At 45.3% G+C, this 13,992-nt stretch carries 8 protein-coding genes and 3 pseudogenes; 10 read left to right on the top strand and 1 reads right to left on the bottom strand.

Annotation, left to right across the window (positions count from 1 at the left end):
• Nucleotides 1-319 precede the first annotated feature (319 nt).
• From HWN40_RS00900 to HWN40_RS00855, 10 genes and pseudogenes are all read left to right on the top strand, one after another.
• Entirely contained in the window at nt 320-2,893 is a 2,574-nt protein-coding gene (locus HWN40_RS00900) for a PAS domain-containing protein (protein ID WP_176963994.1), read from the top strand.
• 643 nt (nt 2,894-3,536) lie between these two features.
• Nucleotides 3,537-5,024 (top strand): annotated as a pseudogene (gene mttB, locus HWN40_RS00895) ([trimethylamine--corrinoid protein] Co-methyltransferase).
• 12 nt (nt 5,025-5,036) lie between these two features.
• Nucleotides 5,037-5,684, top strand: coding sequence for a cobalamin B12-binding domain-containing protein (locus HWN40_RS00890; protein WP_176963993.1), 648 nt, complete (start codon nt 5,037-5,039; stop codon nt 5,682-5,684).
• Nucleotides 5,685-6,049: 365 nt separating this feature from the next.
• Nucleotides 6,050-7,096 carry a DMT family transporter gene (locus tag HWN40_RS00885; RefSeq protein WP_176963992.1) on the top strand — a complete coding sequence of 349 codons (1,047 nt, stop codon included), beginning with the start codon at nt 6,050-6,052 and terminating at the stop codon, nt 7,094-7,096.
• 1 nt (nt 7,097) lies between these two features.
• On the top strand, nt 7,098-7,394 hold the full coding sequence (locus HWN40_RS00880) for a hypothetical protein (RefSeq protein ID WP_176963991.1): 297 nt from the start codon (nt 7,098-7,100) through the stop codon (nt 7,392-7,394).
• Nucleotides 7,395-7,406: 12 nt separating this feature from the next.
• Nucleotides 7,407-7,556, top strand: a complete 150-nt coding sequence (locus HWN40_RS00875; RefSeq protein ID WP_176963990.1) for a hypothetical protein — start codon at nt 7,407-7,409, stop codon at nt 7,554-7,556.
• Nucleotides 7,557-7,858: 302 nt separating this feature from the next.
• Nucleotides 7,859-8,503, top strand: coding sequence for a dimethylamine corrinoid protein MtbC (mtbC, locus tag HWN40_RS00870; RefSeq protein WP_176963989.1), 645 nt, complete (start codon nt 7,859-7,861; stop codon nt 8,501-8,503).
• 5 nt (nt 8,504-8,508) lie between these two features.
• A pseudogene (mtbB, locus tag HWN40_RS00865) lies at nt 8,509-9,921 on the top strand ([dimethylamine--corrinoid protein] Co-methyltransferase).
• Nucleotides 9,922-10,014: 93 nt separating this feature from the next.
• Nucleotides 10,015-10,671, top strand: coding sequence for a methyltransferase cognate corrinoid protein (locus tag HWN40_RS00860; RefSeq protein WP_176963988.1), 657 nt, complete (start codon nt 10,015-10,017; stop codon nt 10,669-10,671).
• Between the two features lie 12 nt (nt 10,672-10,683).
• Nucleotides 10,684-12,060 (top strand): annotated as a pseudogene (locus HWN40_RS00855) (monomethylamine:corrinoid methyltransferase).
• A 316-nt stretch (nt 12,061-12,376) separates the two neighbouring features.
• Here the strand turns inward: HWN40_RS00855 and HWN40_RS00850 are convergent.
• A complete protein-coding gene (locus HWN40_RS00850; protein ID WP_176963987.1) occupies nt 12,377-13,750 on the bottom strand; it encodes a monomethylamine:corrinoid methyltransferase in 1,374 nt (457 codons plus the stop codon).
• Nucleotides 13,751-13,992: the final 242 nt, after the last annotated feature.

Genomic DNA, 13,992 nt, shown 5'->3' with positions numbered 1-13,992 from the left:
GAATGGACTCTAAATCCGTTCAGCCGGGTTAAATTCCCGGGGTTTCCGCCATTTTAGCCGTGTATCATTGTGTGCCTGGCACATGATGATAAAACCTTCTTTTATGTTTTTAGCATCCAACACTTATATAAGCTCCACAGTCAATTTGCATGAACTGAGTTCAAGTAAATTACTTTACATTAAATGTAATATAATGTACCGGACACAAAATATATGTATCATGTATGTCTGGCAACATTTTTAAACTCTATAAGGCATTATCGTAGAACTAACCACAACTCCCTCTGAATGCTCTGAAATAAAGTCTCTGGTAAGAATTATGTCCGACCCGTTATCTATAGAGAAAAAACTTGAAGCTGTTTATAATAGTAGCCCTGTGATCTCATTTTTATGGAGAGCAGAAGGCGAATGGCCTGTTGAGTCCGTTTCAGGAAGTATTTCTCAGCTCGGATATTCACCCGATGACTTCCTTTCAGGCAGGTTACTCTACGGGGATATTGTTCATCCGGACGATCTTGACCGTATACATATGGAAGTTGATAAGCACTCCGGAAAGAAGAACTCGACATTTTTCACGCTCAACTACAGGGTGCTGACAAAAGCCGGTGAGGTCAGATGGGTCACTGAGAGATCTTTCATAAAACGCGATGAAAAAGGCGATATAACTCATTTCCAGGGTATCATAATAGATAACACAGAGCTTGAGAAGACCGAAAGGGCTCTGCTTGAAACCGGAAAGAAATATCAGACAATATTTGAAAAATCGCCTGTGGGTTTACTCTACTTTGATGAGAACAGTGTGATCACACACTGCAACGAGAGCTGTGCAAAGCTACTCAAAGCCCCTGTAAACAAGATAATCGGTTTCAATATCCTCGCATCACTTTCGGAAGGAAAACTCAGGGATTCGGTGGAACAGGTTTTCCTTGGAAATCCCGGACATTATGAAGGCGAGCATCTGTCTGTTATCAGCGGAAAACCGGTTTCTGCCAAGGCGAGCTTTACTCCGATAATGGATGAGGAAGGTACACTAATCGGTGGCATAGGCATCATTGAGGATATGGCTGAGCGCAAGAATGCGGAAAAGCTTATCCGCCTTAATGAAATGCGTCTGGAGGCCCTGCTAGAACTGTATCAGATGCAGAATGCACCCATGTATGAGATAGCCGAATACACGATACAAAAGGCTGTTGAGCTTACAGGCAGCCAGATAGGTTATCTTGAATTCCTCAATGAAGAAGATAATGTACTCGAGATGTACCAGTGGGCTCTTGATGATCTTAAGGTCTCTACTGATACTGACGAGCCTTTCGTTCATCCGATACGCTCCAATGGTTTCTGGGGCGAGGCTATAAGAGAGCGTAAGCCGGTTATTGTCAACAAACATTATGCCTCTGATTTTGATGATGATATCTCTTCCAGATATGATCTGGTCCTGACCCGTCATGCAACTATCCCCGTCTTTGAAAAGGAACAGGTGGTTGCGGTTGTCAGTGTTGCTAACAAGGAAACGGATTATGACGAATCCGATATAAGGCAGATCACCCTGCTCATGGAGGGCATGTGGAAGCTTATACAGTACAAGCATACAAACGATGTACTTGTGGAAGCTCTGAAGATGCGCCGTGTACTTGAATCGGTAATGACCTCCAGTCCTGCGGTAGTTTTCCTGTGGAGACCTGAAAAGGACTGGCCTGTGGAATTCGTATCCGAGAATATCTCTCAGTTCGGTTACGAGGTGGATGATTTCATTTCAGGGAAGCTTATCTACGGTGATATAATCCATCCTTCTGACCTTGAAAGAGTCCGCCAGGGAATGAACCGTGTTGCCCGGGATGGTTTCTCGGATTTCAGTCAGGAATACAGGATACTTACAAAATCGGGTCAGGTCAGATGGGTCGATGAAAGGACACTTGTGCATTACAACTCAAAGGGCGAAATGGATTACCTGCAGGGTATAATTGTGGACATAACTGAACGTAAGCAGGCAAACAGTTTCATGCACATCGAATGTGATCTTGATAATGTTCTTGGTACCACAAATGATCTGGACGAAACATTTGAAAAGCTGCTTGATTTCACGCTTGAAACAAAGACCATAGATTCTGGAATGATCTACCTGGTGGATGAAAAAAGCGGTGAGTTCAATCTGGTGGCATCACGTGGTCTCTCCGGAGATTTTGTTGAAAAGCTGTCCAGTTTTTCATCCAATACGCTCCTGGCCCGGCTGTTCATGACAGGTTATCCGATCTACAAATATTTCTCGGAAATAAAACCCATGCTCCCCGGAGCTGACCCGGGTTCTGATGATCTTCAGGCCATGGGCTTTATACCAGTCAGGTTCAATGACGAGATGGTTGCGGCTATGGTACTTGGTTCTCATAAAAAACTGGAGATACCTGCTAATTCAAGGAACCTCATTGAGACGATTGCAAACCAGATCGGAATAATAATCTCCCGTGCTAAAAAGGATTCAGGTATTCTCAAAAGCAAGAATCATCTCCGCTCGCTCCTTGATGCACTTGATGAATTTGTCTTCATAGTGGACCTGGAGGGTAAGATCCTGCACACCAACGAGTCTCTCCGTAAGCATCTCAACTACAGTAGCAGTGACCTCTACATGAAGGATTTCCTGATTCTGTATCCAGGGGGCTGGGAAGACGATGTACTCTCAAATCTCGATGAAATAATGGAAGGAAAAGCCCGCTCCTGTGAAATACCTCTGGTAAGCAAGGAAGGAATATTCGTGCCTGTGAAGACCAAATTCACAATTGGTGACTGGGGAGGACAGGAAGTTCTGATCGCTACGGCTTCTCTTATACGGGATCCGGGATTTGAGGATCAGGATAATAATGTAGAGGAAAGAGTAGACGGCTATCCTCTAAGTTCATGATTTTGTGTTTATTCACTTCGATTTGTTCATTTAATTGGACAGATATTATCTACTATTTATATTTTTCCATAACTTATTATATTTAAACGTTGTTTTTATTTTCTGTTTTACTTTTTTTGTTTAAAATAGCGTTAATTTGTTATTTTCAATCAAAATATTATCACAGACATTTTTCGAAATCTATATCGTAATATCAGTATAGATTAATCTGTACAGGGAATACTATTTTCTACCATACTGCATATACTTACTACTGTATCTGTAGTTGTTCATTTTGAAAATTCATATTGGCTTTGTCCGCAACTTTTAAATATATGTAGAGTTCGCCCGGATGGCAGCAAATTATATATATCAGTTTACTACTCTATTAATAATAGTGTCTTTCTAAGTTATATTATTGGCAAATAACGCCATGCTGCGCCATATAAATTTGTACAATAATTGAGTACTAGATAGGTTTATATAGTAAAACAATACCATCCCCAATGGCAAAATATATATACCAGATATTCCAGCAATATTTATATAGGGGTAATATCCTCCTCTTTTCTAAGGAGAAAAAATGCTGCAAAGCATATCTGACTCTCCCGATATTGTCGCAATGTTTAGATGAATTTAAACTTGCAAAATTGGAGGTTAAGAAATGGTAAAACAATATTATCCAGGTAGAATGCCATTGGATGGCGTCAAGCTGGAGCTTTTCTCTGAAGATGATCTCAGAGCGCTTCACTACGCTACAATGGATGTTTTTGTGAAAACTGGTATTCAGGTCTCAGACGCTGAAGCAAGAGCCATCTTCAAAGAGGGCGGTTGTTTAGTTGACGAGAAGACACACGTGGTCAGAATCCCTGAATATGTTGTAAACAGAGCTCTCAGGGACTGCCCTTCAAAGTTCGTACTTTGGGGCCGTGACAAGAGCAAGAATGTCAAACAGGAACACAAAGGAAAGGTACACTGGACCTGCTTCGGTACCGGTGTGAAGATGTGCAACTATGAGGGACCAGGAAAATTCACAACTGTTGACTCAACAGAGAAGGACCTCGCAGACACAGCAAAGATCTGTGACTGGGCTGACAACATCAACTATTACTCACTTGCAGTTTCCGCAAGGGACTGGGCAGGTAAGGGTGCACAGGATGTCCACGAGACACTGACACCATTGATGAACACAACAAAGCACTTCCACCACATCGACCCTGTAGGCGAGAACGTAGGATATTATCAGGATCTCGCTGTAGCATACTTCGGTGGCGATGATGAGGAAGCACGCAAGAAGCCTATTTTCTCAACACTGCTCTGTCCTACAAGCCCGCTCGAGCTTGGTGACAACGCATGTCAGGTTATTATAAAGGGTGCAAGATTCGGAACTCCGGTCAACGTACTCAGTATGGCAATGGCCGGCGGATCATCACCGGTTCATCTTGCAGGTACACTTGTTACACACAATGCAGAGGTTCTTGCAGGTATCGTACTCGCACAGCTGGTACAGCCAGGTGCACCGGTATGGTACGGAAGCTCAACCACAACATTCGACCTGAAGAAGGGTACAGCACCAGTAGGTTCCCCTGAACTCGGTCTTATCAGTGCCGCCGTAGCAAAGCTCGGGCAGTACTACGGTTTGCCAACATTTGTGGCTGGTTCGTAGGCAGATGCCAAGATACCTGATGGCCAGGCTGGTCATGAGAAGACAATGACAACAATTCTTCCCGCCTTCGCAGGTGCAAACACCCTGTACGGTGCAGGTATGCTTGAGCTCGGTATGACATTCTCACTCGAACAGCTCGTCTTTGACAATGATATGATCTCAATGACAAAGAAGGCAATGCAGGGAATTCCGGTAAGTGAAGAGACTATGGCAGTTGACGCGATAGACCAGGTAGGTATCGGAAAGAACTTCCTTGCACACAAGACAACCAGAGAGAACATTGATCTGCCTTCAAGCCCGGCAATCATTGACCGTATGATGTACGGAGACTGGGAAATGGCAGGTTCAAAGGACCTTGCAACTGTTGCCCACGAGAAAGTGGTTGACATCATGAAGAACCACGAAGTAGAGCCAATAGATGCTGACCTTCTTAAGGATATGAAGGCAGTCGTGGAGAAGGCCGACAAGGCATTCAAGGGCGCATAAGGAGGTAGAAAAATGGCAACAAAAGAAGAAATTATCGCAAAAGCAAAGCAGGCTATTTTAGATTTTGATGAGGACGCAGCAGCAGAAGTGGCTCAGGAAGCCCTGGATGCCGATGTAAGTCCTGCAGAACTGATACAGGACGGTTACACCGCAGGTATGAACGAGATCGGTGACCAGTTCGAGGCAGGTACACTTTTCCTTCCTCACGTAATTGCAGCATCCGAGGCAATGAACGCCGGAGTAGAGATTCTTACCCCTGCACTTGAAGCAATGGGAGGTCAGGCCGAAGGTAAGGGTAAGATCGTCATCGGAACCATTGAGGGTGACATCCACTCTATCGGAAAGGACATTGTCGCAACAATGCTCAAGATCGAAGGTTACCAGGTCTTTGACCTTGGAAGGGACGTAGCGATCAAGAACTACGTAGAGAAGGCAAAGGAAGTTAAAGCAGATGTAGTTGCATCATCAGCTCTGATGACCACAACAATGGTCAACCAGATGCAGATCGAAGAGCAGCTCAAAGAAGCTGGCATCCGTGACTCTCTCAAGACCATGGTCGGCGGTGCACCTGTAACCAAGGACTGGGCAGACAAGATCGGCGCAGACCTCTATGGTGAAAATGCCACAGACGTGGTAAACAAACTCAACGCAATCTTCTAAGATCAGAAGATTTTGTGAAGTAGCAGAGGTGTGGTTACATGCACCTTGCTACTTTTCATTGAGTATGCAAAACATGTCTTCATCGTGCGGGGTGCTTTTGGGAATGTGCAGGATTGGAATAGAATGTGAATCACTGATCTGTAAAGGTCGGTTGTTGTTTTGTCCCTTAATATTTATCTGCGCCTCAGAGAGGAGATTGTGAATTATCTAGATGTCGTCAAGTAAATATCCGGACCTCCTGTAGGCCCTCATAACGAAAAACCGTTATTGGATCATTATGCGCGTATCTCCTGTCTAAAAGGGCATGTTCTCTTGCATATAAATTCAGTCAAAAACAAAAAAATCAATAGTTGGAGGTAGTTAATTTGGATTTGCAAGCTTTAAAAAAGCAAGAACATTCGAGGCGAATTAAATATGGTTACATGTGGGCCCTTTTCTGTGCGGTTCTCTGGGGTCTCTGGTATCTCCCCGGTACTGCAGTATGGGTACTTAATCCTTTCGACCAGATGTATGGTGAAGTAGCCGCTACAAGTGGTGACGGAGTCGCTCTGGTAATCGTGGCGGTATTGATAACTGCATTCAATGCAGCAACGGTTATACTTGCACTTGGTGTATGGAACGGTGTCCTGGGTAAGTTCGGAGAGATGAGCAGGACATTGAAGGAATTCCATCCATGTTCCAAGTGGTTCTTCCTTGCGTCTATTTTCGGTGGTCCAATGGCCATATTGGGATCATTTATCGCAATGGGTTTCGTAGGAGGTGCCTTTGCAGCGGTTGCAGCTCTTATGTATCCTGTGGTCGGTTCGATACTGGCTTCCAAATGGTATGGTGAAAAGATTACCAAGCGTGCTTTCATAGGGATCGTTGTCATCATTCTCGGAGGTATTACCATATTCGGTGGCGGTGTCCTGACCGAGATTGGCAGTGGCAATGTTCTGTGGATAGGTTATCTTGGAGGACTCATGGCTGCAACAGGCTGGGGTATTGAAGGTGCAATTGCAGGTAAAGGTCTTGATATTGCTGAACCGGATGTCGGTCTTACTATAAGGTTCATCGGTGAAGGTATCATCTGGTGGATAATCGCTGTACCTCTGCTGGCAATCATCGGATTCCCGATGTTCAAGTACGCACTCCTTGCATTCGAACCACTCACTCTTCTGGTTCTGATCTTTGCAGGTATAACCTTTGGTTTCTGCTATGTTTCCTGGTACAAGTCTTTCCCGCTTATCGGCGTTGGAAGGGGGCAGGGTATCGGAAACCTCTATGGTCTGATGGCAGTTATATTCATCTTCCTCTTCTTCGGAGATGTTCCTTCATGGACCATCCTGGTAGGAGGTGCACTGTGTCTTGCCGGTAGTACGATAATGTTCTCCGAGAGCACGGAAGAAATGGAATCTCTGAGAGGTGACTGAAATGGCAGGAAATCGTCCGATAAAGTTCAGGATACTTGAAATTTGCAGCCAGAATGAAGGTAAATGGAACTACGAGATAGTAGAACAGATTCAGAAAGAATACGGTCTCAAGGGAAATTTCCAGAGGGATTCCATCAATTTCGATATAATTGAACTTGCATCCGGTGGAATGCTTCAGGATGTTGAAGTAAAGGTCGATGAAGATGGAATCTACAAAAAAGGATTCCTGCTGCATAAGTATGTCCTGACCGACTTTGGCAAGGTAAGAGCTACAGACGCATGTTTGGCATATGTATAAGGAGTGATTTGAATGGTTCAGACACAAGCTGCAATGGAAGCATACAACGCATACTGGGCAAATTCACCTTTGCCTGCTGCTGATGTATTGTGGATGGTTGTCATCCTCATAATAGCATTACTTGCACTCTGGCAGGCCAGAACTTTCGTTTCCCAGTTCTGAATGGAGACAAAGAAAGAATAGAGTAGATCAGTCACAGTTGCATTTGCCGGAGGGTTATACTATCCGACCGGCAACTGCTCTGTATTATTTCCAATTTATAGCTCTGTAAAGCAGATAGGGATTTGAATATATATGGGAAAAATATTTATAGTAGATTCGGGCCTAATAGCTAGGAAAAGTTTATATACTAGCCATAAACGATACATATAAATATTTGCCTGCTTACTAGCCCCTTGATCAAACTGCAAACAGGGTTTCAATAAAATTTGATAAATTTGTAAAGAATGTACGAGGTATAAACAATGAGCAACGAAGAAATGTTCAAACAACTTTCTGACGCCATCGTTTCCTGCAAGAAGGATGCTGTTTTAGCAGCCGTAGAAAAGGCAAGGGACGAAGGTATTCCGCCTGCTGAGATCATAGAGAAAGGTCTTGCAGCCGGAATGAACGAAGTGGGTGTCCTCTTTGAGAGGGGTAAGTTATTCCTGCCACATGTAATGATGGCAGCAGGTGCAATGGAAGCCGGTGTGGCACTTCTGGAAAAAGACATGCCAAAGGATGCTGCAAGTAAGAAACTTGGTATTATCGTAAATGGTACCGTTGAAGGTGACGTCCATGACATCGGTAAGTCTATCGTTTCCACAATGCTGCAATCTGCAGGATTTGAGGTTCATGACATCGGAAGGGATGTCCCTCTCCAGGACTTCATTGACAAGGTAAAGGAAACAAACGCAGACATGGTCGGTCTTTCAGCACTCATGACAACGACCCTCCAGGGACAGAAGGACGTCATTGAGATGCTCAAGGAACAGGGAATGAGAGACGGTGTAAAGGTCATGGTTGGCGGTGCTCCCGCAACAGAAGCCTGGGCAAACAAGATCGGTGCTGACTGCTACGCAGAGAATGCCAGTGAAGCTGTCACAAAGGCAAAGGAACTGCTTCTTTAAATGAGGTGAAAGTTGTGGCAACAGAATATAAGTTAAGAATGGGAGACGGAAAGCGTCTCTTCATGACAAAGGAGCAGATCGTAGCTGACCTGAAAGAAGGTATGGCAGATGCTGCAGACCTTGGTGACATTCCTGATCTCAGTGAAGATGAGATCGACAAGCTCGTGGAAATTATCACCATGCCTTCCAGGATGGTAGGTGTAGAGCAGGGTATGGAAGTTCCCGTAACCCACGACATCGGAACCATCAGGATCGATGGTGACCAGGGTAACAGCGGTGTAGGTATTCCGGCAAGCAGGCTTGTTGGTGCAATGATGCACGAGCGTGCTTTTGGTGCTGACACAATGGAACTCGGTCATATCGACTACAGTTACAAGCCTGCAAAACCTGTGATCGCACAGGAAATGCAGACAATGGAAGTCTGCCAGCAGAACATGATTGTTCCTCTTCTCTACGGTGCAATGCCAAACATGGGTCTCTACTACACACCTGATGGTCCTTTCGAGAACCCTGGTGACCTTATGAAGGCATTCAAGATCGATGAGGCAAGAGAGTCCATGGAGCACTCTGCAAAGCATCTTACAAGAGATATTGTATGGATCATGCAGAGGATGATGGCATCAGGTTCCGATGGTGTCAACTTCGATACAATCGGTGCTGCAGGTGACGGTGACATGTATGCGTCACTTCATGCAATCGAATCACTGAGAAAGCAGTTCCCTGACATCTATATCGAAGCAGGTATGGCAGGAGAACTTTTACTTGGTATGCACGGTGAGCTCGAATACGACGGCACTGTGCTTGCAGGTCTCTGGCCACACCAGCAGGCTGCACTTGTAGCAAAGGCAGGAGCCAATGTATTCGGACCTGTCGTAAACACTAACACCAGCAAATCTTCAGCATGGAACCTTGGAAGAGCTGTTACCTTCATCAAACAGGCTGTTAAGGATTCAACAATTCCGTGCCATGTGAACATGGGTATGGGTGTAGGCGGTATTCCAATGCTCGAGACCCCGACAGTTGATGCTGTATCAAGAGCCAGCAAGGCGATGGTCGAAATTGCTGGCGTGGACGGCATATAGATAGGGGTCGGCGACCCGATGGGTATGCCGATCTCCCACATAATGACCTCCGGAATGAGCGGAATAAGAGCAGCCGGTGATCTTGTTGCAAGAATGGAATTCTCAAAGGGCATGAGAATCGGAGAAGCAAAGGATTACGTTGCAAAGAAGCTGGACGTAACCGCAGATGACCTCAGTGACGAGTATGTAATGAGAGAATTGAGAGAAGAGCTGGGTATTGGTGTCATCACATCCGTTGCAGGTGCTCCCAAGGGAATTGCTGCTAAGTCAAATATCGAGAAACTTCTTGACATAAAGATCAACTCATGTGAGAAGTTCAGAGGACAGTTGAGGTAAACATCTATTGGTATTGTCAGCGGGTTTCGCCAGATGAAGCCTGTTGACTTTCTTTTTTACTACCAATCATCAATAACAATAAAGAGGTTAAATATGTCAAACCAGGAAATTTTAGACAAACTCAAGGACACCATTGTAAATCAGAACATCAATGGTTGCGCCGAAGCTACCCAGGAAGCCCTGGATGCCGGACTCACTCCTGTTGAGATCATCAACGACGGTCTTTCGCCAGGAATGAAGGTAATCGGAGACAAATTCGAGGCAGCAGAAATCTACCTTCCACAGATCATGATGTCCGCAAAGGCAATGAACGCCGCAATGGAAATCCTTCTGCCTATCATGGAAGCAGAGAAGGGAGAAGCTGACGAGGGTGCAGGTCTTGCAATCACATACGTGCAGGAAGGAGATATCCACGATATCGGCCACCGCCTTGTGACAACCATGCTCGGTGCAAACGGTTTCAAGATCGTGGATCTTGGAGTCGATGTGCCAAACGACACACTTGTTGAGGAAGTTGCAAAGAACAAGGGCAAGAAAATGCTGCTTGTGGGCTCAGCACTCATGACAACATCCATGCTCGGCCAGAAGGACACAGTTGAGATGCTTTCCGAAGAGGGCTTGAGGGAATCCGTGAAGATCATGTTCGGCGGAGCACCAGTATCCGATAAATGGATCGAGGAGATCGGAGCAGATGCAACAGCAGAGAATGCAGCAGACGCAGCCCGTGTGGCACTCAACCTTATGAAATAAGGAGGCTTTGTAATGACATTTTCAAGATCACTTGATTGCTTTGAGTTCTTTGACCGTGCAAAGAAAGGCCAGAAGATGACCCAGGATGACTGGGACCTTATGACCATTCCGATGAAAGCAATGGAACTCAAGCAGAAGTACAACCTTGACTTCAAGAACGAGTTCGTTCCAACCGACAAGGACATGATGGAAAACCTGTTCAAGGCAGGTTTTGAGATGCTGCTCGAGTGCGGTATTTTCTGTACCGACACAAGCCGTGTGGTAAAATACACTGAAGATGAGATCTGGGACGCTATAAACAACGTCCAGAAGGAATTCGTTCTCGGAACCGGCAGGGATGCCGTAAACGTCAGGAAGAGAAGCGTAGGCGACAAGAAAAAGCCTATCGTACAGGGTGGTCCTACCGGTTCCCCGATCTCCGAGGACATGTTCATGCCTGTTCACATGAGCTATGCACTTGAGAAGGAAGTCGATACCATTGTCAACGGTGTCATGATGACAGTCCGTGGCAAGCCACCAATTCCAAAGAGTCCGTACGAGGTACTTGCAGCCAAGACCGAAACAAGGCTGATCAAGACCGCAGCATCAATGGCCGGAAGGCCTGGCATGGGCATATAGGGACCAGAGACTTCCCTGTCCGCTCAGGGAAATATCGCTTCTGACTGTGCCGGTGGCCAGATCAGCAGCGACAGCCACGAGGTCTCCCAGCTCAACGAGCTTAAGATCGACCTTGACGCAATTTCAGTAATGGCCCACTATCAGGGTAACAGTGACATCATCATGGATGAGCAGATGCCTATCTTTGGTGGCTATGCCGGTGGCGTAGAAGAGACTGCTATCGTTGATATCGCAACCCACATCAATGCATTTGTAATGAGCAATGCAAGCTGGCACCTTGATGGTCCGGTCCACATCCGCTGGGGATCCACCAACACCCGTGAGACCCTCATGATCGCAGGATGGACATGTGCAACCATCTCAGAGTTCACTGACATGCTCTCAGGTAACCAGTATTACCCATGTGCAGGTCCATGTACCGAGATGTGCCTGCTCGAAGCATCCGCACAGTCCATGACCGACACAGCTTCAGGCCGTGAGATACTCTCCGGTGTGGCAGCTGCAAAGGGTGTTGTCCAGGACAAGACCACAGGTATGGAAGCAAGAATGATGGGTGAGGTCGCAAGAGCAACCGCAGGAATGGACATCGCAGATGTCAACAAGATCCTTGACGCTCTTGTCAGTTCTTACGAAGGCAACTATGCAAATGCGCCAGAGGGTAAGACCTTCCAGGAATGTTACGATATTGCTACCGTAACACCAACCGATGAATACGTCAAGGTCTACGACGGTGCACGCAAGAAGCTCGAAGAGCTCGGACTTTCATTCTGAGATCAGAAATTCCCTGTGATAACATAGTTTATCACTTCCCAGCAAGCCAGCGACTAATCACCGCTGGCTAACCTTTCTTTTTTTATTTTTAAACTTGTTTTGAGTTTAGTAATTTTAATTCACCGGAATCTACTTTGTTCTGAATTTACTGTGATCAAAACAATGCAGCAGAAACCAAATAAACAAAATTCCGATATTAGTTACTTTTAAAAAAGTATGAGATGAATAAATAAATGAGCATTGTGGAAAATGAGGAAAATAAGAACTTAAAATAAAATCAAAGTCCTGAAAGAATGCATGCATCTACTTTTAATCTTCACACCGGCTCCCCCGGGAAATCCCCCAATATCTCATATGAAACCTTCCTGTAGAGGGAGTTATATTCATCGGTTGGCTCGAGATCGTATTCTGATTTTATCCTGTAGCACTTGTCAAAGGGCTTACCCTTGGGTGGATTTGTGAGTTTGTCCCTGTATTTTGAATAGATCTTTGCCACGAGCCTGTTTGCCTCCTCCAGTGAGAGGTGGGTTGCCATCTGTGCCATCTCTCCCATGAATCTTGATTCCAGGCCTGACGAGTGATCAGCAACTCCTCCACGGGATCCCACGGGTCCCAGCAGGATGTCCCTTCCGCAGACCGTATCTCCGATTGCCTGTGCTGCGGTCTCGTAGAACATCATCTCGGTGCAAATTCCTGCTGTGTTCCAGTAATATCTTGCAGTATAATAGTTCATGTTACGGGAGATCGCAAGGGATGAGAGATTGGAAGCCCACATTATCTCCTTTGCGGAGGATGAACCGGAATCTACATGCACCGCCCCTGAGGCGTGTATGCTTGAGTGTGCCAGCACCTTTGACTGCAGGGTCTCTGCCACATCGATGATGGCAAGGCCTTCAGGTGAGCCGATACACGGTCCTCCGAAAACAGGTACCTGTCCTGAAAGGTAGTGGTTTCCGTGTTCCTGGTGGTAGATACACTTGGAAAGGGTCTCATAATCAACTTTTAGATCGTCCATGTAGACTTCCTGCGGATCGTTACACGAGTACAGTTCCTCCGACGATACGAGCAGGTATGATGTCGGCAGCGTCGGCGTACTTGGGCCCATAAGTGCCAGCCCTTCGCGCCCTCCAATTTTTGTGGCAAGCCTTTCCTGTCTTGCTGCCTTCAGAACTGCTAACATCTCAAGTGGACTTTTCGGTTTGATGTACTCCCCACAGAACTGCTTCATTGCACCACTGTAGATTCCCTGGACTACATTTTCCATTACCGAGCTTAAATTGATAAAAATGAAGTTCTCCTCGGAAACGCTTCCACCCATTGGTCCGCCTATTATCACCGGCGGGATTGACACAAGTGGATACCGATGAGGTATAGCTACTTTTTCCTTAAGTCTGCCAATCTCAAGTGGATTAATAACATTCAGTGATTTCAGGATATCTTCTTCATCTATATGAATGATCCTTTCTGTACTCCTGCAGTAGACTCCCACTGTATGAAGTAGTTCTATGCCCGCTTCAAAGGTTGCATCAGCCATCTCAAGATCAGTGGGTACAAAGGATTTATTATCATACTCGATGTCGTATTTTACAGCAAGTTCCTCTGATTTCTTAAATACATCAAGATCATGTTGTTTTTCGGTTTTTGTTTCACCTTCTATTGCACTTTTTAGATACTTGTACATATTTTGCATTGTTACACCTGAAGGTCAAAGCAATTTTATACCCGTCTGCAAAAATCTGTCTATGCTTTCTCCCGATATAATGTTGCTTTCGCTTACATATATATAATTTCCTATGATGTTCAAGTATATCTGCCTTGCCAGTTTATAGAAATTTAGTTCTGAAACTCTTTTTTGAATACGGACTTTTGTGCATGCTGATTATTGAGCCTCGTAAAATACATATATCTCGATAAAAAGCATTTTTATTTAAT

It is taken from the genome of Methanolobus zinderi (assembly GCF_013388255.1).
GTDB lineage: Archaea > Halobacteriota > Methanosarcinia > Methanosarcinales > Methanosarcinaceae > Methanolobus > Methanolobus zinderi.
This window is presented reverse-complemented; position numbering and strand designations above follow the sequence as displayed.

Bases quoted from the DNA above. Each gene is read 5' to 3' on its own strand.
- HWN40_RS00875 (WP_176963990.1), top strand. From the start codon at position 7,407: ATGGTTCAGACACAAGCTGCAATGGAAGCATACAACGCATACTGGGCA.
- HWN40_RS00890 (WP_176963993.1), top strand. From the start codon at position 5,037: ATGGCAACAAAAGAAGAAATTATCGCAAAAGCAAAGCAGGCTATTTTA.
- HWN40_RS00880 (WP_176963991.1), top strand. From the start codon at position 7,098: ATGGCAGGAAATCGTCCGATAAAGTTCAGGATACTTGAAATTTGCAGC.
- HWN40_RS00900 (WP_176963994.1), top strand. From the start codon at position 320: ATGTCCGACCCGTTATCTATAGAGAAAAAACTTGAAGCTGTTTATAAT.
- mtbC (WP_176963989.1), top strand. From the start codon at position 7,859: ATGAGCAACGAAGAAATGTTCAAACAACTTTCTGACGCCATCGTTTCC.
- HWN40_RS00860 (WP_176963988.1), top strand. From the start codon at position 10,015: ATGTCAAACCAGGAAATTTTAGACAAACTCAAGGACACCATTGTAAAT.
- HWN40_RS00850 (WP_176963987.1), bottom strand. From the start codon at position 13,750: ATGCAAAATATGTACAAGTATCTAAAAAGTGCAATAGAAGGTGAAACA.